We start from the raw sequence: 25,807 nt of genomic DNA on the forward strand, positions 1-25,807 counted from the left end.
AAAAACGATATGTTTACTATTGAACAACTACAGGCCTTTGTCGCAACTTCTGAAGCAGGATCTTTCTCTGCAGCTGCACGAAAACTTGGACGAGCTCAGTCCGTGGTAAGCCAACACGTGATGAACATGGAGCTCGATTGTGGCGTCGACCTGTTTGATAGAACAGGACGCTACCCAAAACTCACCGAAAAAGGCCATGAACTTTTGCCCTACGCGTTAGCCACCATCAGTCAACTCGACCGACTGAATAACAAAGCATCTCAATTGTTTTCACCACACGCGACGCAGTTTATTCTTGCGGTTGACGAAGGTATCCCTCTGACTAACCTACCCCAAGCACTCAAAAATCTAGAGCAACAATTCCCATATATCCAAGTTGAATGTTTAACAGGCTCCAGTCCAGATATCATCGAACTCGTTAAATCAGGTCGAGCAACCACAGGTATTATTCTCAGCGACTTACAAATGCCACAGAATATCGATTACTCAAACCTAGGTAATATCGGTTTTGACGTTTTTGTTTCTTCCCAGCATCCTTTAGCGAAACAAAAAGTGCGTCATATCGATGAGTTAAAGCAACATAGACAACTGGTTATACGTTCAAAAAATACCGATACGAGCGGACTCAATCAGGCGGTTAGCCCAGATATCTGGTACGCTGATAATTATTACATCTTATTAGAACTGGCAAATAAGGGATTTGGTTGGTGTTTTCTTCCAAACCATTTGGTGTCACATGCACCCAATACGCTGATCAAAATTGGCGAAGAATTCACAAAACTGGCATGGCAAGTCAACATCGATCTGATACAACATCAGAAATGGCACTCCGATCCTCTACACCAACAAGCCAGATTAGAATTACAAACCCTGTTTGAATCTTAATCAGGGATGAAGAAGTAGGAACTTACAGATGGCAAATACATTGATCGTCGGCGCAGGCTGGTTAGGCACACCACTTGCACAAACGCTTATTGACCAAGGACATCAAGTTATCGTCACTCGACGCAGCCAAACTCGATTGGATGAGTTTCCAATACCTTCCGTTCAAACTGCTCTGCTCGATCTCAATGAACCGAACTCTGAGCAGCGACTCATTGATATCATCAAACAGCACCATATCGAACGTATTGTCGGCGCTTTCCCTCCTGGCTTTCGTAAAGGAAATGGGCAAGAGTACGCACAGCAATGGCATCGCTTAAGCAAAGCGGTAAAAGTGAGTAGCGTTGAAAAGATTTTGATGGTCAGCTCAACGACGGTATACCCAAACCTAGCCGTCGATATGAAAGAAGAAGACGCCACATTGGCATTGGCCCAGACGAAAGAACACTTCTCTGACAACGCCCGCATTATGCTACAAGCTGAGCAATACGTGATTGATTCCGGTATCGATTACGCCATCGTCCGTTGTAGTGGTTTAATCGGCTCTGACCGCCACCCTTCTCGCTTTGCACTGCGATTGAAACAAGTGAGCCGTAAAGCCCCTGCGAATATGGTGCATCAAAACGATGCTGTGGCGGCAACGGCTTTCGCTCTCAATCAAATCAGCAATGAAGTTGTGAACGCCACAACGCCGAATACCGTCAGCAAAGCCGAATTTTACCAAGCGGCCATTACAAGAAGTGATTTAGATATTGCCCTCCCACCAGTCACTGAAACTGCCGATAAACGAATCCTTGCTGACAAGCTTATTGCGCTTGGCTACCAGTTCCAATTCAACTCAACGCTGGATGCACTATGAAACTCTATCAACACATCGAAACCTTGTGGGACTACATGCAGCTTAAACATGACTTAAAATCGGCTGACTGCTTGTTTGTTATGTGCAGTAATGACCTGCGTGTTGCTGAATACGCCGCTAAGCTTTACCACCAAAAACTTGCGCCCTTGATTGTGTTTTCTGGAGGTGAAGGGCGATTTACAGATGGCTTGTTTGAGAAAAGCGAAGCCGAAACCTTTGCTGAAATTGCGAGAATCGCTGGCGTCCCAAGTGAGTCCATTGTTGCAGAGACAAAATCGAGCAACAGCGGCGAGAATGTTCGATTCACTGAACAGTTGTTGATAGAAAAAGGGATCAGCTGTGATTCTCTGATTCTAGTTCAGAAGCCATTTATGGAAAGACGCGCCATCGCCACTTTCGAAAAACAGTGGCAATCTTCATATTCACAACTACTAGTGACCTCAACCGCACATCCTTTCTTTGAATACATCAATGAAGACATGCCGTTGATGATGGTTTTAGCCGCGTTAATGGAAGATTTTTCTAGGATTAAAACCTACCCAGAAAAAGGCTTTCAAACCGAGCAAGAAATTCCTGCTCACGTTGAATCCTCTTATCAAGCACTGCAAGAAAAGTTTGAATTTGGTCTAGTGTAATCCTTCACTCAACCACCTGCTAACAAACAATAAAAAAGCCACCAAATCTGGTGGCTTTCTCTTATCAAGAGCCGTTTACTTGCCAAGTGCTTCTTTGTAGTGTTGGCGACAAACCGAGACATAGCTGTCATTCCCACCAATAGCAACTTGATCGCCTTCTTTGATAGCAACGCCGCTTTCGTCAGTACGAATCACCATATTTGCTTTACGGCCACAGTGACAGATAGTTTTTAATTCGACCAATTTGTCAGCCCAAGACAATAGGTACTTGCTGCCTTCAAAAAGTTCGCCAAGAAAATCGGTACGAAGGCCATAACAAAGTACTGGAATATGAAGCTTATCAACCACCTCAGTTAGTTGGTAAACCTGTTCTTTTGACAAGAACTGACATTCATCAACCAAAATACAGTGGCGTTTTTCCACTTCATTCAGTGCAGCGATTTCTTGATATAGGTTGGAATCATGACGGAACAGCTGTGCGTCTGATTGCAAACCAATACGTGAACTTACCTTGCCAACACCGTAGCGATCATCAAGTGCCGCAGTGAAAATCACTGGCGTCATACCGCGCTCTTGGTAGTTGAAAGAAGATTGAAGAAGAGTCGTTGATTTACCCGCGTTCATCGCCGAGTAATAGAAATACATCTGAGCCACAGAGCACTACCTTCGTTAAAGTTTAGAATTTATAAAAGCTTGTAAAGAAAAGGGCTGAATCATCAGCCCCTTTTTAAGATTCAATCGTTATTTACGACGCCACGTTGTGCCTTCCGGCCCGTCTTCTAGAACGATACCCATTTCAGTCAGCTTGTCACGAGCCATATCTGCGTTAGCCCAGTCTTTTGCTGCACGAGAATCGTTACGTAGCTTAATTAGTGCTTCGATTTCAGCCACTTCATCGTCGTCACCTGCATCACCTTTTAGGAACGCTTCTGGATCTTGGTGAAGAATACCGATCACGTCAGCCAGTTCACGCATTAGCGCACCTAGCTCGCTCGCTTTCTCTAGATTTTCTGTCTTCAGACGGTTTACTTCACGCGCCATGTCAAACAGTACCGAGTAAGCTTCTGGTGTGTTGAAGTCATCGTTCATCGCTGCTGTATAGCGAGTTACGTACTCTTCACCACCGGCTGGCGCAGCATTTAGATCCAGACCACGTAGAGATGTGTATAGACGCTCAAGAGACGCGCGTGCTTGGTTTAGGTTGTCTTCGCTGTAGTTTAGCTGGCTACGGTAGTGACCAGACATTAGGAAGTAACGAACTGTCTCAGCATCGTAATGACCTAGAACGTCACGAATAGTAAAGAAGTTACCTAGAGACTTAGACATCTTCTCACGATCTACCATTACCATGCCGCTGTGCATCCATGTGTTCACGTATTGCGTGTCATGAGCGCAGCATGATTGCGCGATTTCGTTCTCGTGGTGTGGGAACTGAAGGTCAGAACCGCCGCCATGAATATCGAAATGGTTGCCTAGGATTGACGAGTTCATTGCAGAACATTCGATGTGCCAACCTGGACGACCCGCGCCCCATGGCGATTCCCATGTTGGTTCACCTGGTTTAGACATCTTCCAAAGTACGAAGTCTAACGGGCTGCGTTTTGCAGTTTCGATATCAACACGAGCACCAGCTTGAAGCTGATCAAGGTCTTGCTTAGACAGCTTGCCGTATTCATTGAACTTACCTACTTCAAACATTACGTCGCCATTGTCTGCAACGTAAGCAAAACCACGCTCGATTAGTTTTTCAACCAGCTCGATGATTTCTGCGATAAATTCAGTTGCACGAGGCTCAACGTCCGGACGCTTCATGTTTAGTGCATCAAAGTCCGCATGCATTTCGCCGATTAAACGTTCAGTCAGAGAATCACAAGACTCACCATTTTCTGCCGCACGCTTGATGATTTTGTCATCAATATCAGTGATATTACGTACAAATGTTAGATCGTAACCTAGGTAACGAAGGTAGCGAGACACAACGTCAAAAGAAACAAACGTACGACCGTGACCAATGTGACAGAGATCGTAAATGGTAACTCCACAGACATACATGCCAACTTTGCCGGCTGTAATTGGTTTGAATTCCTCTTTCTGTCTTGTCAGTGTGTTATATATCTTTAACATGATCTCTATCTATGCTTGTGAATGAATTACGAGAACAAGGAGTATATCAACTCCGACCTTATTAGGTAATAGCAATTAACGGATAAAACGATAATCGGCTAAACTTCAAGCACAAAGCGTATATTTTGATGATCCTGAGTTTTCCATGCGTATTAACTTAGGCTAGAATCCCTCTTTGAATACAACATAGTAAAGGAAAGTAGCATGATCACCCTTCACACTAATTTTGGTGACATCAAGATTCAACTAAACGAAGAGAAAGCGCCAGAAACAAGCGCAAACTTCCTTCAGTACTGCCGCGACGGTTTCTACGACAACACACTTTTCCACCGTGTTATTGATGGCTTCATGATCCAAGGTGGCGGTATGGAGTCTGGTCTACGTGAAAAAGCGTCACGTGCACCTATCAAGAACGAAGCAAACAACGGTCTTAGCAACAAAGTGGGTACACTTGCTATGGCACGTACTATGGAGCCGCATTCAGCAAGCTCTCAGTTCTTCATCAACGTAAACAACAACACGTTCCTAGACTTCCGTAGCGAAAGCCTAGATGGTTGGGGTTACTGTGTATTCGGTGAAGTAATCGAAGGCATGGACATCGTAAACAAGATCAAAGGCGTTAGCACTGGTTCTTACGGCATGCACCAAGACGTACCTCTAGAAGACGTAACGATCACTGGTACAACAATCGAAGAGTAATTCATACGAATTACCAAAGAGATAAGTTAGTGGGGAGGCATCGCCTCCCCTTATTTCTATGACGACATTATTTATATCTGATCTTCACCTCGCCCCTTCCCGTCCGGACATTACCGAATGCTTCGAGACTTTTATGCGAACAGAAGCCATCGAGGCTGAAGCCCTGTACGTACTTGGTGACTTATTCGAATTCTGGGTTGGCGATGATGATAACACCCCTTTTGCAGACCAAATCCGTGCGGAATTTAAAACACTAACGGATATGGGCGTCCCTGTTTATTTTATCCAAGGTAACCGAGACTTCTTATTGGGCAAACGCTTTTGTAAGGAAACGGGCATCACATTACTCGACGACGTGTGCACGATTGATCTTTACGGCCAAAAAGCCGTCATTTTGCACGGCGACACCCTTTGCATTGACGACATCAAATACCAAGAGTTTCGCAAGACGGTTCACAAACCTTGGTTACAATGGCTTTTTAATCGTATTCCATGGTTTGTTAAAAAAAGAATTGTCTCTAAAGTTCAATCGGATATTCGCGATGACAAAAAGACTAAGTCTCTCGATATCATGGATGTGAACCAAGGTGAAGTTGAACACGTGCTGTCTCAGAATTGCGTCAACCTGATGATTCATGGACACACTCATCGCCCAAATACACATTTTTTCGAGCTAAATGGTGTTAAAACCACTCGCATTGTCTTAGGTGATTGGTATACCCAAGGCTCAGTTTTACAAGTAAATTCTGGTGGTTTTGACCTTCAAACACGGCCGTTTCACACAGAAATGAAGTAAAGCCTGCCAAGCATGTAAAAGATTGACGCTCAAAGCATAGAAATTTTGCAGAAAATCGCTATCATCGTAATACTAAGTTAAACAGAACATAATACCGCATTGAAGTATTCATACGTAGCTCGCCAACCGATTCTGGATAGAGAAAAACGTACCATTGGGTACGAGCTTCTCTTTCGTGACGGTCCGAAAAATACCTTCCCAGAAGTAGAACCTGAGCTGGCTACTAGTCGACTTCTATCTGATCATTTCCTATCAACGCACTACAGCACGCTGGGCGATAAACTTGGCTTTGTTAACTTTCCCTACCAAAGCTTAGTTAACCTTGTACCAACTTTATTCCCAAATGAATCCTTAGTGGTTGAAGTTCTCGAAGACTGCGAACCGACGGATGAGTTGTTGAATGCCATTAAACACCTTCATGCTTCTGGCTATCGCGTAGCGTTAGATGACTTTGTTCCAACCAAAGCTTGGAAACGCTTCTTACCTTACGTCGCTATCATCAAATTCGACATTCGCTTAGTGCCGATAGACAAGGCCGCCATTTATATTCAAGCCCTGTCTCATTTTGATATTGATTTCTTGGCCGAGAAAGTTGAAACCTATGAAGAATTCGAACAAGCGATGGACGCGGGTTTTAACTATTTTCAAGGGTACTTTTTTAGCAAACCAGAAATGATTCAGAAGAAACGCCTCAATCCAGCGTTTCTAACGGTGATTCAGTTGTGTAAAGAAATTGCCGACAAGCCGATTAACTTTAACGAAGTCGAGCGTTTATTCTCTATCGACGTCACGCTGTCGTACAAGCTTCTGACTTATGTCAATTCTGGCTACACGCTCACCACTAAGATCAAATCTTTCCGTCAAGCATTGGTTTATCTAGGCGAAGAACGTTTAAGACGCTTTATTTCTCTTGTTGCAATTGCTTCGGTACATGAAGACAAGCCTGACTCTCTATACTCATTAGCGATTCAACGCGCACGTATGTGTGAGATTTTGTTGAGCCAAATGAAAACCAAATATGACCCAGGTCAGGCATTTCTTACTGGGATGTTTTCACTGTTAGGCTCTCTCCTCGACCAACCTCTTGAAGATGTCATCAGTGATATACCTGTCGATGAAGAAATTAAACATGCCTTAACTGGGCACAAAGGTGTTTTGGGTTACCTTCTCTCAATGATCATCGCTTACGAGAAAGCAGATTGGGAAATGACAGAGAAATACTGTACCGCCCTAAAACTCACTGAGCCACAATTAGCCAAAGCGTTTAGCCAATCCACGGCTTGGGCTCAAGAACTGCTGTCTCAAACGCCCTAAACGGCTATAATGCCCCAAAGAATACCTGCAACCTCACTTATGTGAGGTTGTTTGTTTTTACCGCTTAATTAATCGAGATTTCATTTTATGGCTTCTTCTTGTCCTTGCGGCTCTAACCGCACCTACCAACAGTGTTGTGAAATTGCCCACAATAACCATGCTGACGTCACCACTCCGGAGCAGTTAATGCGCTCTCGTTACAGTGCGCATGTGTTAGGTCTAGTGGATTACGTGGTGAACACTTACCACCCAAGCTGTAATGCAGAAGAGCAACGTGAAGGCATTGCCCAATCCATCGACAGCGATTGGTGCAAGCTTGAGGTAGTAAAAGCCGAAGCGAGTAGCAACGAGAATGAAGGTTTTGTTGAATTCAACGCTTACTTTGACGAAAACGGCAAACGCTACTGCATGACCGAGCGGTCTCGTTTCGTGAAAGAAGATGGGCTTTGGTACTACATTGACGGCACATTTCCAGAAGACGAGAAAGAGCCTGAACAAGATCCTCGCTTAAGCCAACCGGTAAGCAGCCTAAAGGTCGGTCGTAACGATCCGTGTATCTGTGGAAGCGGTAAGAAATTTAAGAAGTGTTGTGGGTAATCGCACCCACGCCTAGCTTATTAAGCCTGCTTTAATGAGATTCCTGATCTCGCCTAGGCTCGTCGGAATGACGTAAAATGTTCTTCGATTTGAAATAAGTAACGCGGTCTCAAGTACCATTACAAAGTATATCGTCATTCTCAACAACGAAGCACGAGCATGACTCAGAACCTAATCACCGTGGGTTCTGCTGTCAGGTTTCCCCATCGAATCAACAATATTAGATTAAAAAAGCCCCTAGACTCTTGAGCCATAGGGGCTTTCATTTATTTATAACAGGCTTATTTATGACGCTCTTTCAGTTTATTCACTACGTCATTCATCGATAGACCTTGGTCTTGAAGCAATACCATTAAGTGGTAAATCAAGTCTGCCGATTCACACACTAACTCCGCCTTATCGCCCGACGTCGCCGCAAGCGCGACTTCAACGCCTTCTTCGCCCACTTTTTGCGAAATACGCTTGGTGCCACGGGCATAAAGACTGGCAGTATAAGAGGAATCTGGGTCGGCACTCTTGCGGGCAGCCAATAGCTGCTCAAGTTGATGAAGCCACACCATTTGTGACTCCTCTTGAGGGTCCACATCCCAGCAAGTTGTGTTACCCAAGTGACACGTAGGACCAATGGGATTCACTTTCACCAGTAACGTGTCGTTGTCACAATCGAGCTGAATGTTCACCAATTGCAATACGTTGCCAGAGGTCTCACCTTTCGTCCAAAGACGCTGCTTGGTACGAGAGAAAAACGTCACTTGACCCGTTTCGCCCGTTCTTGCCAACGCATCTTGGTTCATGTAACCCATCATCAGCACTTGGCTTGATTGGAAATCTTGTACGATGGCAGGTACCAGACCATCCACCTTTTCCCAGTTGATTCGCTCAGCTAGCGAACTTACTTCGGCGGCTTTCACACTCATAGTCGTACCTCAATGCCTTGTTGTTTCAAATACTGCTTTAGTTCACCAATATTGATGACTTGCTTGTGGAATACCGATGCGGCAAGCGCACCATCCACATTTGCTTTTTGGTAGGCTTCTGCGAAATGCTCCATGGCACCTGCACCGCCCGATGCAATCAATGGTACGTTACACACTTCACGCACCATATTAAGTTGTTCAATATCGTAGCCGTTACGCACGCCGTCTTGGTTCATCATGTTCAATACGATTTCACCAGCGCCACGCTTTTGTACTTCTTGCACCCAATCACGTGTTTCCCATTGAGTTGCTTTGGTGCGTTCTTCATCACCAGTAAACTGGTAAACCTGATACTTGCCCGTCTCTTTGTCGTAGTATGAATCGATGCCAACAACGATACATTGAACGCCAAATTTATCAGCTAGGTCAGTAATCAGCTGCGGATTTGCCAATGCAGGTGAGTTGATAGACACCTTGTCTGCACCAAACTCAAGAATGCGCGCTGCATCTTCCGCTGATTTAATACCACCAGCCACACAGAAAGGAATATCAATCACTTCAGCAACGCGAGCGACCCAACTTTTATCGACGACACGACCATCACTTGAAGCGGTAATATCGTAGAACACAAGCTCATCGGCGCCCTCTTCCGCATAACGCTGTGCCAGAGGAACGATGTCGCCAATGATTTCGTGGTTACGGAACTGAACGCCCTTTACCACTTGTCCATCACGAACATCAAGACATGGAATTATTCGCTTTGCCAGCATGCAAACGCCTCCTCTGCTGTGAACTTACCATCTAACAGCGCACGACCAACAATAACGCCAGCCACACCGCTGCCTTTTAGCGCTTCGATATCCGCTAATGAGCCAATGCCACCTGAAGATTGAAACTGCACTTGTGGGTACTGTTTGCATAGGTCAACGTAAAGCTCTACGTTTGAGCCTTCTAGCGTACCGTCACGAGAAATGTCCGTACAAAGCACGTGCTGCAAACCTACCGTTAGGTAATCGTTGATCAGAGCTTCGATGGTCACCCCTGAATCTTCTTGCCAACCAGAAATCGCTACTTTACGTGTGCCGTCTTGGGCGATGTTGATGTCTAGCGCGAGAACGATTTTCTCTGCGCCATACTTTTCCATCCAGCCTTTCACAAGATCTGGCTGTTTTACTGCTGTTGAGCCAACGACAACACGCTGCGCACCGGCTTCTAACAGATCAATCACGTCTTGCTCTGTACGCACACCACCACCGATTTGGATGTTCGCTGGTGTGCTTGCTAGTAGCTTTGCAATCAAATCAAGTTGGCGTGCTGTCGTGTCTTTCGCGCCAGTTAAATCCACCAAGTGCAGCCAGTTAGCACCCGCTTGGTGGTACAAGTTGAACTGCTCTGCTGGGTCGACTTTGTACTCGGTTACTTGGCCGTAATCACCTTGATAAAGGCGAACCACCTGTCCTTCAATTAAATCAAGAGCTGGAATAATCACACTAAATCCCTTTTATAATTCTAAGAAGTTTTGAATAAGCTTCGCGCCCGCTTTTGAAGAACGCTCAGGGTGGAATTGTACGCCGTAGTAGTTACCGCTTTGTACTGCTGCTGTGAACGGGTTACCGTATTCACATTGAGCAATCGTGTAATCTCCAACAGGCATTGCAAAGCTGTGCACGAAGTAGAAATACTCTCCTTCTTCAATACCTTTGAAAAGTGGATTACCTGCTTTTGCAGACACTGTATTCCAACCCATATGCGGCAGTGGCAAATCGCCAGTTTGTAGTAGCTTCACTTCGCCATCACAAAGTCCAAGACACTCAACCAACTCATCGGCTTTCTGCCCTTTCTCTTGAGACACTTTGCCCAACAGTTGCATGCCTAAACAGATACCTAACAGCGGCTTTTCTACCTGTTTTACCAAGCTGATCAGATCGCGCTCTTCTAGGTTTTTCATCGCTTCGCTAGCGGTTCCCACGCCCGGTAGGAATAGCTTATCTGCCGACAATACAACTTGCGGATCTTTTGAAATTGTTACGTCATAGCCTAGGCGTTCAATAGCAAACTTCACCGAAGAGACGTTGGCACAGCCAGTATCGATAATGACAACTTTCTGTTCTGTCACTGTTTTTCTCCTTGCTAAGGTTAGCCTTAAAGCACGCCTTTACTACTTGGTAGCTCAGTGCCTTCTACTTTGATTGCTTGGCGCAAAGTACGACCAAACGCTTTAAACAAGCTTTCAATGATGTGGTGATCATTGTTGCCCGCAGAAGACAGGTGCAGCGTACACGCTAATGTGTCAGTCAGAGAGCGGAAGAAGTGAACCACCATCTCTGTTGAAAGATCACCTACTTGCTCACGGCTAAACTGCGCGTCGAACTTGAGGTAAGGACGACCAGATAGGTCTAGTGCACATTGTGCTAAACACTCATCCATTGGAAGACTAAAGCCAAAGCGACCAATACCACGTTTGTCACCCAGTGCTTCTTTCAACGCTTGACCCAACGCAAGAGCGGTATCTTCTACTGTGTGGTGATCATCAATGTGCAGGTCACCTTCCACTTTGCACACCATTTGAAATCCACCGTGTGTCGCGATTTGATCCAGCATGTGGTCAAAGAAGCCAAGACCTGTAGAAATATCGTTACCGCCTTGCTCATCAAGATTAACGAATACTTTGATGTCTGTTTCTTTTGTGGTGCGAACCACTTCAGCAACGCGAGCCTTCACTGTGAGATCTTTGAGGATCTGTTTCCAACCCATGGTTTCTGGGTTGTATTGAATGCCACGAATTGCCATGTTTTCTGCAAGTTGAAGATCGGTTTGACGATCGCCAATCACAACGGAGTTTTGAAAATCAACTTTGCCACCTTGAAGGTACTCTTTGACCAAGCCTAATTTAGGCTTACGGCAAGAGCAGTTATCTTCATCGAAGTGAGGACAAATCAGCACGTCATCAAACTTCACACCCTGAGATTCAAAAATGTCCATCATCATGTTGTGTGGTGCATCAAAATCTTCTTGTGGGTAGCTGTCAGTACCCAAACCATCTTGGTTCGTGACCATCACTAGACGGTATCCAGCGTCCTGCAACGACAACAGGCTTGGGATAACAAATGGCTCTAGCTTTAGTTTGTCTAAACGGTCTACTTGAAAATCAATCGGCGGCTCAACAATTAAGGTGCCATCACGATCAATAAAAAGGATTTTTTGTTGTTTGCTCACTCGAGAACTTCCTTATTGCTATTCTTTTGGCGCTCCCGCTATTGAGCGAGAGCGATTAATTTTATCTCTACTTATGCGTAGTAGTTTCTAATAAATCCAAGCGTTTTTTCGCACTCGTCGCGGTTACCCACGCTGATACGCACACAGTCTTCGATTGGCGAGTTACGCAGGATAATCCCCGTATCCCAAGCTGCTTTGAAAACATCATCGCCATCTGGGAATTTCACCAATAGGTAGTTACCCCATCCTTCAAAAACTTCCAAACCCGGAATCATTGAAAGGCCAACTTGCAAGTAAGCACGGTTCGCGTTCAAATCGAGCACTTGGAACTTCGCTCGCGCTAAACCAGCTTCTGAAAGCGCCTGAGTCGCAATTTCTGCCACTGGAACCGGGACTGGGTACGGTGCGATAACTTTAAGAAGTACATTAATCAGCTCTTCGTTCGCAAGCGTAAATCCACAACGCAGACCAGCAAGCGCAAAAGCTTTCGACAGAGTGCGCAGAATTGCGAGATTCGGGTATTGCGCCAGTAAATCTACCGTTGATGCTTCCGGGCAAAAATCAATGTACGCTTCATCCATCACCACGATTGCACGGTCTTTTGTCATCTCAAGCAGAGAGACAATATCTTCACGCTTAACTAAGTTACCCGTTGGGTTGTTTGGTGAACATACGAAAACCAATTTGACGTTATCCAGATTGGCTTCAATGCCTGCAAGGTCTAGTTGCCAATCTGACGTGAGCGGCACGGTTTTACGCTCGACACCAATAGTTTCTGCGCTGATAGCGTACATACCGTAAGTCGGTGGACAGTATAAAATCGCATCTTCACCCGGCTCACAGAATGCACGAATCAGTAATTCAATACCTTCATCTGCACCACGAGAAGTCAGCGTTTGTTCTGGTTTTACACCCGCATAGGCTGCGTAAGCAGAAATCAGTTCTTTAGGCTGACATTCGCTGTAACGATTAAGGCGAGCGAAGTCTGTTTTGTATTCATTGTTAAATGGCGATTCGTTGGCGTTCAGCCATACGTCACCTGTACCACCAATTCGACGAGCCGACATATAAGGGGTAAGTTTTTGGACTTGTTTGCGCGCTAGCTTTTCCATCTCAATATCCTCTTACTTAGCTGCCAGTTTTTCCGTGCGGGTTAGTTTCTCAGTACGGATTGTTACTGCACGTTTGTGCGCATCCAGACCTTCTGCTTCCGCCATCGTTACCACTGTTGGCGCAAGGTTCTTTAGACCATCAGCAGACAGTTCTTGAACCGTCATGCGCTTGGAGAAATCAGCCAAACCTAAGCTTGAATACGTGCGTGTGTAGCCGTAAGTAGGAAGAACGTGGTTGGTGCCCGATGCGTAATCACCTGCTGATTCAGGCGACCAATCACCTAGGAAGATAGAACCTGCGTTATCTAATAGAGGTAGAAGCTCACGAGGGTTCTTAGTCTGAACGATTAAGTGCTCAGGACCGTAATAATTTGAAATCGAAATAGATTGAGTGAGAGACTCAGCAATAATAATCAAGCTTGACGCCAATGCTTGCTCGGCGATCTCCGCACGAGATAACTCTTTAAGCTGACGTTGAACCGCATCCGTCACTTGATCCGCAATAACAGGAGAAGGCGTCACAAGTACCACTTGAGAGTCAGGACCGTGCTCTGCTTGGCTCAAAAGATCCGCTGCGATAAAGTCTGCATCTGCGGTTTCATCGGCAATCACAAGCACTTCAGATGGGCCTGCAGGCATATCAATCGCAGCACCGCGGAAATCATTGCTAACCTGACGTTTTGCTTCCGTCACATAAGCGTTACCTGGACCAAAGATCTTATCAACTTTAGATACAGTCTCTGTGCCATAAGCCATTGCAGCGACGGCTTGGCCACCACCAACGTTGTACACTTCATCAATGCCGCACAGTTTAGCTACGTACAGAATCTCGTCAGCGATTGGCGGTGGAGAGCAAAGCACCACTTTACGACAACCTGCAATTTTTGCAGGAACGCCGAGCATTAGAACAGTCGAAGGCAATGGCGCACTACCGCCAGGAATGTACAAACCCACTTTTTGAATTGGGCGCGTTACCTGCTCACAAAGGACACCCGGCTGAGTTTCTACTTTAATTGGTTGTGGCTTTTGTGCTTTATGAAACTTCGAGATGTTTGCATAAGCTTGCTCAAGCGCGCCTTTCATCTTTTCAGAAAGGCGAGCAGACGCCTCATCGATTTCTTGAGCTGATACACGAATGGATGCCGGCTTCACACGGTCAAACTTCTCAGTCAGCTCCAATAATGCAGCATCACCCTCTTTACGAACTTTTGCGATTACTTCAGAAACCGCAGCAGTGATGTTTGCGCCTTCTGCGATTGCCGGACGTTCTAGAATCGAGTCTTGTTGAGTTTCACTCAGCGATTGCCATACAACTGTTCTCATTGCGATTACTCCATCATTTTTTCAATTGGTAGTACCAGAATTGAGCTCGCACCCAGTTCCTTTAGCTGTTCCATGGTTTCCCAGAACAGGTTTTCAGTACTTACCAAATGAACCGCAACTTTTTGCTTGTCAGCAGATAGAGGCAATACCGTTGGGTCTTCTGCACCCGGTAATAGAGACTTAATTTGCTCAAGCTTCTCAGCAGGCGCATGTAGCATGATGTATTTTGACTCTTTTGCTTGCTGCACGCCTTGCATACGAGTCAATAGCTTATCGATAAGCGCAACTTTATCTGCGTCAAACTCACCTTTGCGTTGAATTAACGTTGCCTTCGACTTAAAGATAACTTCGGCTTCTTTTAGACCATTGGCTTCTAGCGTAGCGCCAGTAGAAACCAAGTCAGCGATAGCATCTGCTAGACCAGCTCGAGGCGCAACTTCTACAGAGCCTGTCAGCATGCAAGTTGAGAACGGTACACCCGCTTCATCCATGTAAGCTTTTAGCAGTTGCGGGTACGTGGTTGCGATGCGTTTGCCTGCTAGATCTTGAGGACCGTTATATTCTTCGTCTTTGTCGATGGCGATAGACAAACGGCAGCCGCCAAAATCAAGACGACGAAGCTGAACAAAGTCATAAGGTTCGCCCAAAGCTTTACGGTCTAAACGAACTTCTTCTAATTCATTCTCACCAATAAAACCTAGGTCAACAACACCATCCATAATTAAACCTGGGATGTCATCATCGCGAACTAATAACAAATCAATGGGCATATTTTCAGAATGAACGACCAGACGCTCACCCATTACATTGAATTTCACACCACACTTTTTCAATAGAGCTTGGCTCTCTTTACTTAGGCGGCCTTTTTTCTGAATTGCGATTCTTAAGCGTTGTGTTTGCATTGCTTTATCCCTGTGCCAGATTCGATAATCTAAATATTTTATAAACCAGTAAAACTAAAAAACCCTCGAGAGATTTTAGTCTCCCGAGGGTTTGAAATCTGTTTACACTTTGATTTTCACCTCCGGGAGTATCCTGTCTCCCGGGTATGCGCGCATCTCCCGAAAGACTAAATTGGGTGATGATGGTGATGAATGTTCATTACAAAATTGCGCATACTTATTTCAAGGCTCGTCTTAGTTGCTTTGTTAGTAACCACACTAACCAAGCTGATTCTTTTTTTCAACCCTTAATTTTAAAAAAAATCGAATTGTATAATACAAATAAAAAAGGAGGCCGAAGCCCCCTTTTATTTTATTTTAATTATCAAGCAATTAAGCGTTCTGACATGATGCCATTTTTGACTTAGAAAGCCATGACAAAATTGCGCAAACGATAACAAAAGTAATCGACGCAGCAATGAAAGAGAATACGATAGACGCAGTCATACCAAGAGCGATAAAGCCCACGCATGAAACAAGCGCGACTGATAATGCATAAGGCAACTGAGTCGATACGTGATCAATGTGATTACAACGGGCACCTGTCGACGACAGAATGGTCGTATCAGAGATTGGTGAACAGTGGTCACCGAATACCGCACCTGCCAGTACTGCACTCAACATTGGCAGCATAAGCGCTACGTCTGTTGCACCTGCCATGTCGCCCGCGATAGGGAGCATGATACCAAACGTGCCCCACGACGTACCTGTCGAGAACGCCATTAGGCCAGATAGCAAGAATAGGATGACTGGTAGCCAATGCGGATTAATATTGCCCTGAGCCATAGTCGATAAGTAAGAACCTGTCTTCATGTCACCGATAACAGAGCCGATAGTCCAAGCAAACACAAGGATAAGGATCGCACCAAACATTGACTTCGCACCAATCCAAAGTGTGCGGCCAATTTCCACCATTGGGATGCCTTGCTTAAGTACAGTAAATAGTGCAACCGCAAGGCCCAGCAAGCTACCGTAAACTAAAGAAGTACCTACATCAGTGTTCTCGAACGCACCAAGGAGCGCAAACTCTTTACCATCAGCGGCTAGGGCCTGCCCACCGGTGTAAAGCATAGAAGCGATCGTAGCAATGATAAGCGTAACGATAGGGAGAACTAGGTCAGAAACTTTACCCTTCTCGCTTTCACGAATATCTAGCTCTTCGTTTAGTTCATGTGCTTCTTGCGTGTCGTTTTCTTTGTCTTTTTCAAAACCACGGCCCTGAGAGGCTGCAATTTCGTGCTCACGCATTTTACCGATATCAAGACCGAACCACGCTACTGCAAATACCATAAGTAGAGCAAATACAGCATAGAAGTTCATTGGAATAAGACGAACATACGCACCGAGTGCTGAGTATTCAGTGATGCCGTGTGACACCAAGATACCGCCGATGATCGTAATGATGTAAGCACCCCAGCTTGAAGCAGGCATAATCACACACATAGGAGCTGCGGTGGAGTCTAGAATGTACGCCAGTTTAGCGCGAGACACATAGAAACGGTCTGTTACTGGACGAGAAATCGCACCAACAGCAAGACTGTTAAAGTAATCGTCGACAAAAATGAACACGCCTAAGAAGGCAGCAAGAAGTTTAGAGCCACGTTTACTTTTAACTCGAGTTTGCGCCCATTCAGCGAAAGCGCGAGTACCACCAGATAGCGTCAATAGCGCCGTTGTCATACCTAAAAGAATTAGGAAACCGACAATACTCATGTTCCAAGTGTTAAGACCGCCGTCTTCAATAAAGACAGAAGAAACTTGAGAACTCACATAACCTATCGTGTTACCGATAGACCAATCATTAAGCAGAATCGCACCAAGTACGATACCTACACCAAGAGAAACTAATACGCGTCGAGTTAAAATCGCCAGTGTCAAAGCGACAATCGGCGGTAGTAACGAAACAGGAGAATGTGCAAAATCTATTAAATTCATGATCTTCAAAAACCAAAGTTTGGCTAGAGATCTACTGCAGACAAGTCACGTAGCATACGGTACGTGCTCATGTTGAACTTAGCGACAGGGAAGCGAACACTCCACCCAACCCTACAGTAGCGCTCCATAGTTTAATGTAAATATACTATGGCAGTGTTGTTCCTTTCAGAGACAACCCCAGCAAGTGGTTTTGATAGGCCACTTACTTCGGCAATCTTCGCCTTCCACTATTATTCATTGGCATCACCCCAATAATAGCTACTCTTCGAGACTGCACCTCTACGGCAACAACAAATAATTAACCATTAATTGTACAAATTAACAACAAATTATCTGCAATATTGCATCAGGTGACAGCCATTGTACTCATGAAGACCTCCAATGCAACACATCAAACTAAATTAAATGAATAAATAATCGCAATTTTGATTTATAAATAGAATGTGAGCCACCTATAGATTGAGCAACTGCAATCACGGCAATGCTGTCTTTTATGAAACTTTATTACTACCATCAATTCTTCATGTTTTGTGTTCTAACAATAAATGAAAGAAATATGACATTCGGTTTTCCCTCTTTTCCTACTTTTCTGTCAGATTGAGAGAAATAGAATTCAACATATAAATAAAGAAACCACTAATCGAGAAAAACGCAGTATCTATAATGAAAAAACTGAGGTTAAACTCAATTAAGAATTCATATCTGTAAATTAATATTGCTTTATTACGAAAAAACCCAAGAAATTTAATCTAAATCATGAATTAGCATTTGCACATATGAGAAAGATAAAGTTAAATATAAGGACTCTATGTTTTATTTCTCGTTTAGCATTTAATTAATCGTATCGATAACTAGTGTTGAACCTTTTAACCTATTAATAGGAATCGTTATGTCAGAGCTGACTAAAACACTTCTAAATATCCGTAGCCTTCGTGCATTCTCTCGTGAGCTGACTCTAGAACAATTGGAAGAAGCTCTAGATAAATTAACTATCGTTGTTGAAGAGCGTAAAGAAGCTGAAGAAGCTGACCGCGCAGCACTTGCTGAGCAAGAAGCAAAACTTGCAGCTATCGCTGAGCAAATCGCTCAAGACGGTATCGACGTTGAAGCACTAATCAGTGCACTATCTGGCGAAACGAAGACTAAAGCGAAAGCTAAACGCGCTCCTCGTCCAGCTAAGTACAAGTACACTGACACTAACGGCGAAGAAAAAACTTGGACGGGTCAAGGTCGTACACCTTCATCAATCCAAGAGCAACTTGATGCAGGTAAATCTCTAGACGATTTCCTAATCTAATAAAAGATTTATGAAATTAAAAAAGGTTCCCAAATGGGAACCTTTTTATTTATCTGTAAATAGATACAAAAATGGCGCATTTGGAATGCGCCATTTTTCGTATGCTAGGAATTACCTAATTCAACGTGATTAATTAACGTTCCCAGTATGCTTCTTCCAAACTATCTTCACGCTCCGGCAGGCCGCGAGAAAGACGTGGAGAGTGTTGAACTAACACTTCATAACTTGCACGGTTTGCGTATTTACAAACTTGAGAGAATGAAGAGTAAGTTAAATACTCATTGCTGTGCTTGCTTGAGTTAGGCACATTTTCTTTGTGGTATTTATTTGCCGCCATATCGTGAAGAACTGCAGACAATGCCGCATCACCTGCGCCATTGGTGTTCTTAATTTTTTCTGGGCCACCCATGTATGGAGAGATATGTGAATATACTTTAATTGCATTCTCGCACGTATCTTTCTTCGCTGGGCGACTAAATTCGAAACGGTTAAATTCAGCAATAGAACCAGGAAGTAATGGCAAAGAAGTTTCACGTTTCGCGCTATTTTCAGTGTAACCAGCCATAAATAGGCCAACAGGGCCAGAAGTACAAAGCACTAGATCAGCCCAATCTAACGTTTTATCCGATGCTGCTAGAGGATCAGATTCGCCCGTTAATGCTTCCGCTTCATCTTCATTCATTGCAACAACAGAAACGTTATCGCGAATAAACTCTTGCCAGAATGTAGGGTCATCTTGAATAACGAATTTGGTACCTAGCGTTAATACAACAGGTACATCGTGTTTCTTCGCGTATTCAATAGCACGCATCGTTGCTTCCGGCATTGGGTCGCCTTCTTTACAACGAACAAGGTATGCAGTCAGTACTAAAGCCGACGCACTCTTGAAAATCTTTTCAGGGATATTGTCTGGGTGAAGTTGGTTCATTTGACCTTCGCTGATAGCGAAAGTACGTTCACCGTCTTCAGTAATAAGAGCAAAACAACGACCAATTGCACCCTCAACACCTTGTAGGTAGTTCAGATCCATGCGGCTTGATGTGTTACATAAGTAACGGTAACCGTAGCTGCCGATTTTGATATCTTGGCTCATTACACCCAGAAGCGTTGAGCGGTCATCTGCCAACACAGAATAATTGTGTAGCGTATTACCAATCGTGCCACCTGCATACTCATTGGTAATTAGGCATTCTTCTTTTAATTGTTGATAAAGCGCTTCTGCTGTTGCGTCATCAATTACCAACGAGTGTCCTTTACTCAAACCGTACTTTTCAATCACATCCGTTGTAACTTTCGCCTCAATATCAACCAGAGTCTGATCAATACCAATGATGTGAGTGCGCGTCATCTTTTTGCTTTCTTGTGCTTGGCTCACCAATGGGTCACGAGCATGAACAGGAAAATAGTGCTTCGATTTGCGTTGTCCAGGAAATTTCATATTGTTAGTCTGAGTAAGGGATGAAAAGGAGAACGGATTCTATACCGCTGACAATAAAGCAGCAATAAAAGCGATTATAGCAAACGTTTGCACCCTGCTTTTTATTTTCTAACGCTCTATTCGCCTTCCATGAAACCCAAATCAGGCAGCTGTTCGAGGTGTTCGGTATAGCGCTTTAGATTGAATTCACCTTCATTTTTCATCACGTCGAAAATCTCGATAGACATAGCACACGCCATCATCGCAACCGCATCTTCACGTGGTGTGCCAGTCATCATCAAACGCATTAACGTCTCTTTGACTTTAATAGGGTTACCATCTTCAAGTTGATTCTCTACAATTTCAATCAACTCAGCTTCTTGCATAAATTGGTTTTCTTCAGTCATTTGATTTTTCCTCTTGGATTTTTGCCAACTATGCCATATATAACCCTTCTATACTTATCGAATTTAACGCTCACGTTCGTATTTGGATAAATTTAAGCCAAAATCGAAGTGTGATTTCGATCTCGGATCTGTCACCGGTCTGTGGATTCTGTTAGAATCTGCGTCCCGTTTATTTAAGTGGTGTTTAGTAATGTCTGATAACAGCCAAAAGAAAGTCATCGTCGGTATGTCCGGCGGCGTTGATTCATCTGTTTCTGCGTATCTTCTAAAGCAACAAGGCTACCAAGTAGAAGGCCTGTTCATGAAGAACTGGGAAGAAGATGACAACGAAGAATATTGTACAGCAGCAGAAGACCTTGCTGATGCTCAAGCAGTATGTGACAAGCTGGGCATTCACCTACACACCATCAACTTTGCTGCTGAGTACTGGGATAACGTATTTGAATACTTCCTTGCAGAATACAAAGCTGGTCGTACACCAAATCCAGACATTCTTTGTAACAAAGAAATCAAGTTCAAAGCATTCCTAGAGTTCGCTGATGAAGTGCTTGATGCAGATTACATTGCAATGGGTCACTACGTACGTCGTTCATTCCCAGAGAACGCTTTATCTGGTGAAGAACAGGAAAAACCACAGATGCTACGTGGTCTCGATGGCAACAAAGATCAAAGCTACTTCCTGTACACATTAAGCAACGAGCAAATTGCACGTAGCCTATTCCCTGTTGGTGACCTAGAGAAGCCAGAAGTTCGCCGCATTGCGGAAGAGCAAGATCTAATCACCGCGAAGAAGAAAGACTCGACGGGTATTTGTTTCATCGGTGAGCGCAAGTTCACTGAGTTCCTCGGTAAATACCTACCTGCGCAACCTGGCAACATTGAAACACCAGAAGGCGAAGTGATTGGTCAACACCAAGGCCTGATGTACCACACGCTTGGTCAGCGTAAAGGTCTTCACATCGGTGGACGTAAAGGCGGCGGCGGTAACGAAGACCCATGGTTCGTTGGCGAGAAAGATCTAAAGCGTAATGTTTTGATTGCGGTACAAGGTAAAGACCACCCGATGCTAAAATCAGAAGGTCTACTTGCATCACAACTTCACTGGGTAGATCGTGAGCCAATTCGCGATGTTATGAAGTGCACAGTGAAAACACGTTACCGTCAGGAAGATATTCCTTGTACAATCATCCCTATCGATGATGAGAACATTAAGGTGATCTTTGACGAACCACAAATTGCCGTGACGCCAGGTCAATCGGCCGTGTTCTACAAAGATGACGTGTGCCTAGGTGGCGGCATCATCGAGCAACGCATTAAATATTCTCAAGCTTAGGAGTCGTTACGTGGCGAATACACTTTATGACCGTACTATCGCTTTCGCAGGCATTTGCCAAGCTGTTGCATTGGTTCAACAGGCAGCGAAAGACGGACATTGTGATCAAGATGCCTTTGAAACGTCAATTAACGCCATTATCAATACAAACCCAGCGAACACTATTGGTGTCTTTGGTCGTGAATCCGACTTAAAGCTGGGTCTTGAGTGCTTAGTGAAAGGGATTGATAGCACCCCGTCAGGGAGTGAAGTTACTCGCTACATCATTAGCCTAATGGCATTAGAGCGCAAGCTAACAGGCCGCAACGATGCAATGTCACAACTTGGTGACCGTATCCAAATGGCTCAGCGTCAAACGGAACATTTTGAATTGCTGGACGATCAAATGATCAGCAACCTAGCAAGCATTTACTTGGATGTTGTTAGCCCTATCGGCCCTCGCATTCAAGTTACCGGTACCCCATCCGTGCTGCAACAAACCTCTAACCAACACAAAGTTCGCGCGTTGTTGTTATCAGGTATCCGTAGTGCAGTACTCTGGCGCCAAGTTGGCGGTAAACGTCGCCACTTAATCTTTGGACGCAAAAAGATGGTCGAGCAAGCACAAATTCTTCTTGCTCGTATGTAATAAGGTAATAAATAAGCAGCTCGCGTTTATCGCGAGCTCATTTTTTTCTACCAAAACAAATCCCGCGCAAACGTTTGCGCAATATTCGTGACAATTGCCACAGTTATTGGTATAAAGCTCACGAAATTTAGAAACCCAATTCAGGAGAACATCATGGAACTGTCAGCATTGACTGCTGTTTCACCAGTAGACGGTCGTTACGGAAGCAAGACAATTGCGTTACGCGAAATTTTCAGTGAGTACGGTCTACTTAAGTACCGTACTATCGTTGAAATCCGCTGGCTACAAAAGCTTGCTGCTACTGCTGAAATTGCAGAAGTGCCAGCGTTTAGCACAGAAGCAAACCAATTCCTAGACGACCTTGCTGCAAACTTCTCTGAAGAAGATGCACGCCGTATCAAAGAGATCGAGCGTACAACTAACCACGACGTTAAAGCGGTTGAGTACTTCCTCAAAGAGAAAGTAGCAGACGTTCCTGAACTGCACGCAGTAAACGAGTTCTTCCACTTTGCATGTACTTCTGAAGACATCAACAACACATCACACGCTCTAATGCTTAAAGAAGCGCGTGAAACTGTGATTCTTCCAGAAATTCGCAACCTAATCGACGCAATCAAAGCGCTTGCTGTTGAATACCGCGACATCCCACTTCTGTCTCGTACACACGGCCAGCCAGCTTCTCCATCTACAATGGGTAAAGAAATGGCAAACGTGGCGTACCGTATGGAGCGTCAATTCAAGCAAATCGAAAACGTTGAGATCCTAGCAAAAATCAACGGTGCAGTAGGTAACTACAACGCACACCTTTCTGCTTACCCAGAGCTAGATTGGCACCAGTTCTCTGAAGAGTTCATCACTGAATCTCTAGGCGTAACTTGGAACCCTTACACAACTCAGATCGAGCCTCACGATTACATCGCAGAACTATTCGATGCGGTTGCACGTTTCAATACAATCCTGATTGATTTCGATCGTGACGTTTGGGGTTACATTGCACTAGGCCACTTCAAGCAAAAAACCATTGCTGGTGAGATCGGTTCTTCAACAATGCCTCACAAAGTTAACCCAATCGACTTTGAAAACTCTGAAGGTAACCTAGGCCTTGCGAACGCAGTGTTCGGTCACCTAGCACAGAAACTGCCTATCTCTCGTTGGCAACGTGACCTTACTGACTCTACGGTTCTACGTAACCTTGGCGTTGGTGTTGGCTACGCAATCATCGCTTACACTTCAACGCTAAAAGGCATCAGCAAGCTAGAAGTAAACCGTGAAGCGCTTCTTGCTGAACTCGACAAGAACTGGGAAGTACTAGCAGAGCCAGTGCAAACAGTAATGCGTCGTTACGGCATCGAGAAGCCATACGAGAAGCTAAAAGAGCTGACTCGAGGTAAACGTGTAGACGGCGAAGCAATGCGTAACTTCATTGACGGTCTTGAGCTTCCTGAGCACGAGAAAGCACGCCTGAAAGAGATGACACCAGCGAACTATATCGGTCAAGCAATCGAGCTGACAGACAAGCTGTAAGATTCGGAATTCCAAAAATCGTGAGGGTTGACGTGAAAGCGTCAACCCTTTCTTTATTTTAGGGGTAACAGGCTTCGCCCTACAGAACGCTACGCTTAGGGATAAGGGATAAGACTCGATTATATCCATTCAAAAGGCATCTTTGCCAACACATCCCAAACTTAACTTCCATTTACTGGAATAATAGCGCCCTACTCTCGACTCCCAGAACGAAGCGATCCCAAATCTCGAAGCGCAGCGTTCCTAACTGTTTTATTGCCTCTGGAAGAAAAGAGTAATCGTCCCTACCTCGACCCCGAACTTCTTAATCTTGGTGAGATTAAACACGTGCATTTCATCTTGGCGGTAAAGCCAGTCATCGAACGATACCGTGATAGTTGAATCATCCATTTTCAACTCGAAGTCATATTGCCATTGCAGCGCATTACCCATCTCTTTACCGGTCGCTACACCAATAATGTCGTCCGCTTTCCCTTGATAAGTACCATCTTCGAGTCTGGTAATAACCCATATACGCTGGTCAAGCTCGCCATCATCAAAGACAAAATCTTCCACCAGTGTTAGCTCATTGCCTTTCACTGTACCGACGATGTCAACCTCGAAGCGACGCGTTTGCTTATCGGTGTAATCCTGCACCATTCCCCATGCTTTGACATCACCTTCGAAATAGCCGAACAAATCGAAGGCTGGAGTAGCGGGTTGGTAATTGTCGATATCAGCAGAACACGCGCCAAGCAGTGTTACCGCTGCGACAATCGAAGTTTTTAAGATACGCTTTAGTACTTTCACTACCTTACCTGCCCAATAAGTTGTTTACGAAGTTTAGGAAATTCAGTTTTTGGTGATAACCAAATGGATAGAAACGCATCATTGAGTCGCTCATCCTTAACATAACCAACTATCTGATAAGGCTTGCTGCCCGCTTGTCGATAGATAAGTCGCCCTGTTTTTCCATCAGTGAGGTAGGTAAGCTCATCGCCTTTTTTGATGTTAGGGAACATGGTGTCAAATTTAGAGATCCAAGCCTGACGGTAAGCTTGCGTGAAACCAAGCTTTTGCCATTGTTCATCCGTCACATCAAGAAGTTGCTGCTTGCTAATGTCTCTTTGATAATTAATTTCAAGCGCAAATGGGTGAGGAGAAACGTCATTAGAGACGAGGTACTGTCCGTCTGGCGCTTTCAAGGTTGACTTATAAACATCAAAAACGAACCAAGTAAGTTGTGCTTCTCCAACCGTTTGCCACTGCTGCCACATAGGTAAAGCGCTTGTTCCTGTAATCGTCTGAGCTTGTGAAGGCATCACAAAAAGTAAAGCCGTCATCAACCAATTGTTAGTCAGGTTCTGTTTCCAATTTCTCTTCAAGCTTTTCATTTCCGTATACCCTGAGTATCAAAAGCATTACTAAACACCATTCGACAAATAAAATTGCGAGGGTAATGCTTGTGTTGAATCCAAATTCAACGGCTTGGAGCTTGTAACCAGCAAAGTAGCTCGCTGTTCCTCCGATACCGCCTACTACTGATACGTAGTTTTTTGGGAAACGGTACAAAATTGACTTGAGTTGGTAGGCATACCAAGAAAATAAAACCCACAAGCAGACAAGCCACATGGGCAACCAAACAGTTGGGAATAGTAGGACAGACAGTTGCTTGTTGAGAGTGTCAAGCACCAAGCCCATGAACACGACTATGGCAACACTTTTGAGAGCGAAGGGCTCGACTCTCCAACAATACACCAACGTTAGTAACGTAAGCACTAACGTCAGCCATTGCCATTGATAGGTTCCAAGCACGGCGGCGAACCAGCAGAGTTGGAACCATGTTGATGTAATAAACAGTCTCATAAAGGG

27 protein-coding genes, 1 riboswitch and 1 other annotated feature are annotated in these 25,807 nt (G+C 44.6%); of the genes, 11 read left to right on the forward strand and 16 right to left on the reverse strand.

Annotated features, from left to right (window positions below):
• Positions 1-9: 9 nt before the first annotated feature.
• The 3 genes from C1S73_RS04125 to C1S73_RS04135 are packed head-to-tail and all read left to right on the forward strand — an operon-like array spanning position 10 to position 2,376.
• Positions 10-885, forward strand: a complete 876-nt coding sequence (locus C1S73_RS04125; RefSeq protein ID WP_038867146.1) for a LysR family transcriptional regulator — start codon at positions 10-12, stop codon at positions 883-885.
• A gap of 28 nt (positions 886-913) precedes the next feature.
• The gene (locus C1S73_RS04130) at positions 914-1,741 is read left to right on the forward strand and encodes an NAD(P)H-binding protein (protein WP_038867144.1); all 828 of its coding nucleotides are present in this window, start codon (positions 914-916) and stop codon (positions 1,739-1,741) included.
• Positions 1,738-2,376 carry a YdcF family protein gene (locus C1S73_RS04135; protein ID WP_038867141.1) on the forward strand — a complete coding sequence of 213 codons (639 nt, stop codon included), beginning with the start codon at positions 1,738-1,740 and terminating at the stop codon, positions 2,374-2,376. The genes C1S73_RS04130 and C1S73_RS04135 overlap by 4 nt, the downstream gene beginning before the upstream one ends.
• Before the next feature lie 75 nt (positions 2,377-2,451).
• Here C1S73_RS04135 and C1S73_RS04140 read toward each other — a convergent pair whose 3' ends face one another.
• Together C1S73_RS04140 and cysS are read right to left on the reverse strand one after the other, a co-directional pair.
• Positions 2,452-3,030, reverse strand: a complete 579-nt coding sequence (locus C1S73_RS04140; RefSeq protein WP_038867139.1) for a thymidine kinase — start codon at positions 3,028-3,030, stop codon at positions 2,452-2,454.
• Positions 3,031-3,117: 87 nt separating this feature from the next.
• Complete coding sequence (gene cysS / locus C1S73_RS04145; RefSeq protein ID WP_038867137.1) at positions 3,118-4,500, reverse strand: cysteine--tRNA ligase; 1,383 nt, start codon at positions 4,498-4,500, stop codon at positions 3,118-3,120.
• 204 nt (positions 4,501-4,704) lie between these two features.
• Between cysS and C1S73_RS04150 the strand changes: the two genes are divergently transcribed.
• From C1S73_RS04150 to C1S73_RS04165, 4 genes are all read left to right on the forward strand, one after another.
• Positions 4,705-5,199, forward strand: coding sequence for a peptidylprolyl isomerase (locus tag C1S73_RS04150; protein ID WP_038867134.1), 495 nt, complete (start codon positions 4,705-4,707; stop codon positions 5,197-5,199).
• A gap of 58 nt (positions 5,200-5,257) precedes the next feature.
• Complete coding sequence (lpxH, locus tag C1S73_RS04155; protein WP_038867132.1) at positions 5,258-5,995, forward strand: UDP-2,3-diacylglucosamine diphosphatase; 738 nt, start codon at positions 5,258-5,260, stop codon at positions 5,993-5,995.
• Positions 5,996-6,094: 99 nt separating this feature from the next.
• Complete coding sequence (locus C1S73_RS04160) at positions 6,095-7,309, forward strand: EAL and HDOD domain-containing protein (protein WP_038867130.1); 1,215 nt, start codon at positions 6,095-6,097, stop codon at positions 7,307-7,309.
• Positions 7,310-7,396: 87 nt separating this feature from the next.
• Complete coding sequence (locus C1S73_RS04165) at positions 7,397-7,906, forward strand: YchJ family protein (RefSeq protein ID WP_038867128.1); 510 nt, start codon at positions 7,397-7,399, stop codon at positions 7,904-7,906.
• Between the two features lie 281 nt (positions 7,907-8,187).
• On the opposite strand, the gene hisIE is transcribed toward C1S73_RS04165, so the two are convergent.
• The 9 genes from hisIE to tet(35) form a co-directional block, all read right to left on the reverse strand.
• Positions 8,188-8,823, reverse strand: coding sequence for a bifunctional phosphoribosyl-AMP cyclohydrolase/phosphoribosyl-ATP diphosphatase HisIE (gene hisIE / locus C1S73_RS04170; RefSeq protein WP_038867126.1), 636 nt, complete (start codon positions 8,821-8,823; stop codon positions 8,188-8,190).
• On the reverse strand, positions 8,820-9,593 hold the full coding sequence (gene hisF, locus C1S73_RS04175) for an imidazole glycerol phosphate synthase subunit HisF (RefSeq protein WP_004749837.1): 774 nt from the start codon (positions 9,591-9,593) through the stop codon (positions 8,820-8,822). Before hisF ends, hisIE begins: the two co-directional genes overlap by 4 nt.
• Positions 9,575-10,312, reverse strand: a complete 738-nt coding sequence (gene hisA / locus C1S73_RS04180; protein ID WP_038867124.1) for a 1-(5-phosphoribosyl)-5-[(5-phosphoribosylamino)methylideneamino]imidazole-4-carboxamide isomerase — start codon at positions 10,310-10,312, stop codon at positions 9,575-9,577. The genes hisF and hisA overlap by 19 nt, the downstream gene beginning before the upstream one ends.
• 12 nt (positions 10,313-10,324) lie before the next feature.
• On the reverse strand, positions 10,325-10,939 hold the full coding sequence (gene hisH / locus C1S73_RS04185; RefSeq protein WP_038867122.1) for an imidazole glycerol phosphate synthase subunit HisH: 615 nt from the start codon (positions 10,937-10,939) through the stop codon (positions 10,325-10,327).
• 26 nt (positions 10,940-10,965) lie between these two features.
• Positions 10,966-12,039 (reverse strand): bifunctional histidinol-phosphatase/imidazoleglycerol-phosphate dehydratase HisB, encoded by a 1,074-nt coding sequence (hisB, locus tag C1S73_RS04190; protein ID WP_038867120.1) that lies wholly within the window; start codon positions 12,037-12,039, stop codon positions 10,966-10,968.
• 71 nt (positions 12,040-12,110) lie between these two features.
• Positions 12,111-13,151 carry a histidinol-phosphate transaminase gene (hisC, locus tag C1S73_RS04195; RefSeq protein WP_038867118.1) on the reverse strand — a complete coding sequence of 347 codons (1,041 nt, stop codon included), beginning with the start codon at positions 13,149-13,151 and terminating at the stop codon, positions 12,111-12,113.
• A gap of 12 nt (positions 13,152-13,163) precedes the next feature.
• Positions 13,164-14,474, reverse strand: coding sequence for a histidinol dehydrogenase (gene hisD, locus C1S73_RS04200; protein WP_038867114.1), 1,311 nt, complete (start codon positions 14,472-14,474; stop codon positions 13,164-13,166).
• A gap of 5 nt (positions 14,475-14,479) precedes the next feature.
• Positions 14,480-15,376 carry an ATP phosphoribosyltransferase gene (gene hisG / locus C1S73_RS04205; protein ID WP_038867112.1) on the reverse strand — a complete coding sequence of 299 codons (897 nt, stop codon included), beginning with the start codon at positions 15,374-15,376 and terminating at the stop codon, positions 14,480-14,482.
• 53 nt (positions 15,377-15,429) lie between these two features.
• Positions 15,430-15,568 (reverse strand) — a sequence feature (His leader region).
• A gap of 180 nt (positions 15,569-15,748) precedes the next feature.
• A complete protein-coding gene (gene tet(35) / locus C1S73_RS04210; RefSeq protein ID WP_038867110.1) occupies positions 15,749-17,350 on the reverse strand; it encodes a tetracycline efflux Na+/H+ antiporter family transporter Tet(35) in 1,602 nt (533 codons plus the stop codon).
• 109 nt (positions 17,351-17,459) lie between these two features.
• A riboswitch (Lysine riboswitch) is annotated at positions 17,460-17,640 on the reverse strand.
• Between the two features lie 599 nt (positions 17,641-18,239).
• Between tet(35) and C1S73_RS04215 the strand changes: the two genes are divergently transcribed.
• Positions 18,240-18,647, forward strand: coding sequence for an H-NS family histone-like protein (locus tag C1S73_RS04215; RefSeq protein ID WP_038867108.1), 408 nt, complete (start codon positions 18,240-18,242; stop codon positions 18,645-18,647).
• 133 nt (positions 18,648-18,780) lie between these two features.
• Here the strand turns inward: C1S73_RS04215 and C1S73_RS04220 are convergent, their stop codons facing one another.
• On the reverse strand, positions 18,781-20,085 hold the full coding sequence (locus tag C1S73_RS04220; protein WP_038867104.1) for an inosine/guanosine kinase: 1,305 nt from the start codon (positions 20,083-20,085) through the stop codon (positions 18,781-18,783).
• A 116-nt stretch (positions 20,086-20,201) separates the two neighbouring features.
• Positions 20,202-20,471, reverse strand: coding sequence for a hypothetical protein (locus tag C1S73_RS04225; RefSeq protein ID WP_038867102.1), 270 nt, complete (start codon positions 20,469-20,471; stop codon positions 20,202-20,204).
• A 190-nt stretch (positions 20,472-20,661) separates the two neighbouring features.
• Here C1S73_RS04225 and mnmA point away from each other — a divergent pair, with 190 nt between their 5' ends.
• The 3 genes from mnmA to purB all read left to right on the forward strand — a co-directional run bounded on the left by mnmA (position 20,662) and on the right by purB (position 23,956).
• Positions 20,662-21,804 (forward strand): tRNA 2-thiouridine(34) synthase MnmA, encoded by a 1,143-nt coding sequence (mnmA, locus tag C1S73_RS04230; RefSeq protein ID WP_038867100.1) that lies wholly within the window; start codon positions 20,662-20,664, stop codon positions 21,802-21,804.
• Positions 21,805-21,814: 10 nt separating this feature from the next.
• The gene (gene hflD, locus C1S73_RS04235; protein ID WP_038867098.1) at positions 21,815-22,432 is read left to right on the forward strand and encodes a high frequency lysogenization protein HflD; all 618 of its coding nucleotides are present in this window, start codon (positions 21,815-21,817) and stop codon (positions 22,430-22,432) included.
• Positions 22,433-22,585: 153 nt separating this feature from the next.
• Positions 22,586-23,956, forward strand: a complete 1,371-nt coding sequence (gene purB, locus C1S73_RS04240) for an adenylosuccinate lyase (protein ID WP_038867096.1) — start codon at positions 22,586-22,588, stop codon at positions 23,954-23,956.
• Positions 23,957-24,208: 252 nt separating this feature from the next.
• On the opposite strand, the gene C1S73_RS04245 is transcribed toward purB, so the two are convergent.
• Genes C1S73_RS04245 through C1S73_RS04255 form a run of 3 tightly spaced genes read right to left on the reverse strand, consistent with a single transcriptional unit; the run spans position 24,209 to position 25,801 of the window.
• Positions 24,209-24,745 (reverse strand): DUF3833 domain-containing protein, encoded by a 537-nt coding sequence (locus C1S73_RS04245; RefSeq protein WP_373408442.1) that lies wholly within the window; start codon positions 24,743-24,745, stop codon positions 24,209-24,211.
• A complete protein-coding gene (locus C1S73_RS04250) occupies positions 24,745-25,329 on the reverse strand; it encodes a chalcone isomerase family protein (RefSeq protein WP_038867083.1) in 585 nt (194 codons plus the stop codon). The genes C1S73_RS04245 and C1S73_RS04250 overlap by 1 nt, the downstream gene beginning before the upstream one ends.
• Positions 25,289-25,801, reverse strand: coding sequence for a DUF2878 domain-containing protein (locus C1S73_RS04255; protein ID WP_038867080.1), 513 nt, complete (start codon positions 25,799-25,801; stop codon positions 25,289-25,291). Before C1S73_RS04255 ends, C1S73_RS04250 begins: the two co-directional genes overlap by 41 nt.
• Positions 25,802-25,807: the final 6 nt, after the last annotated feature.

The organism is Vibrio jasicida 090810c, assembly GCF_002887615.1.
Lineage (GTDB): Bacteria > Pseudomonadota > Gammaproteobacteria > Enterobacterales > Vibrionaceae > Vibrio > Vibrio jasicida.

Bases quoted from the DNA above. Each gene is read 5' to 3' on its own strand.
- C1S73_RS04125 (WP_038867146.1), top strand. From the start codon at position 10: ATGTTTACTATTGAACAACTACAGGCCTTTGTCGCAACTTCTGAAGCA.
- C1S73_RS04130 (WP_038867144.1), top strand. From the start codon at position 914: ATGGCAAATACATTGATCGTCGGCGCAGGCTGGTTAGGCACACCACTT.
- C1S73_RS04135 (WP_038867141.1), top strand. From the start codon at position 1,738: ATGAAACTCTATCAACACATCGAAACCTTGTGGGACTACATGCAGCTT.
- cysS (WP_038867137.1), bottom strand. From the start codon at position 4,500: ATGTTAAAGATATATAACACACTGACAAGACAGAAAGAGGAATTCAAA.
- C1S73_RS04150 (WP_038867134.1), top strand. From the start codon at position 4,705: ATGATCACCCTTCACACTAATTTTGGTGACATCAAGATTCAACTAAAC.
- lpxH (WP_038867132.1), top strand. From the start codon at position 5,258: ATGACGACATTATTTATATCTGATCTTCACCTCGCCCCTTCCCGTCCG.
- C1S73_RS04165 (WP_038867128.1), top strand. From the start codon at position 7,397: ATGGCTTCTTCTTGTCCTTGCGGCTCTAACCGCACCTACCAACAGTGT.
- hisIE (WP_038867126.1), bottom strand. From the start codon at position 8,823: ATGAGTGTGAAAGCCGCCGAAGTAAGTTCGCTAGCTGAGCGAATCAAC.
- hisF (WP_004749837.1), bottom strand. From the start codon at position 9,593: ATGCTGGCAAAGCGAATAATTCCATGTCTTGATGTTCGTGATGGACAA.
- hisC (WP_038867118.1), bottom strand. From the start codon at position 13,151: ATGGAAAAGCTAGCGCGCAAACAAGTCCAAAAACTTACCCCTTATATG.
- hisD (WP_038867114.1), bottom strand. From the start codon at position 14,474: ATGAGAACAGTTGTATGGCAATCGCTGAGTGAAACTCAACAAGACTCG.
- hisG (WP_038867112.1), bottom strand. From the start codon at position 15,376: ATGCAAACACAACGCTTAAGAATCGCAATTCAGAAAAAAGGCCGCCTA.
- C1S73_RS04215 (WP_038867108.1), top strand. From the start codon at position 18,240: ATGTCAGAGCTGACTAAAACACTTCTAAATATCCGTAGCCTTCGTGCA.
- C1S73_RS04220 (WP_038867104.1), bottom strand. From the start codon at position 20,085: ATGAAATTTCCTGGACAACGCAAATCGAAGCACTATTTTCCTGTTCAT.
- C1S73_RS04225 (WP_038867102.1), bottom strand. From the start codon at position 20,471: ATGACTGAAGAAAACCAATTTATGCAAGAAGCTGAGTTGATTGAAATT.
- mnmA (WP_038867100.1), top strand. From the start codon at position 20,662: ATGTCTGATAACAGCCAAAAGAAAGTCATCGTCGGTATGTCCGGCGGC.
- purB (WP_038867096.1), top strand. From the start codon at position 22,586: ATGGAACTGTCAGCATTGACTGCTGTTTCACCAGTAGACGGTCGTTAC.
- C1S73_RS04250 (WP_038867083.1), bottom strand. From the start codon at position 25,329: ATGAAAAGCTTGAAGAGAAATTGGAAACAGAACCTGACTAACAATTGG.
- C1S73_RS04255 (WP_038867080.1), bottom strand. From the start codon at position 25,801: ATGAGACTGTTTATTACATCAACATGGTTCCAACTCTGCTGGTTCGCC.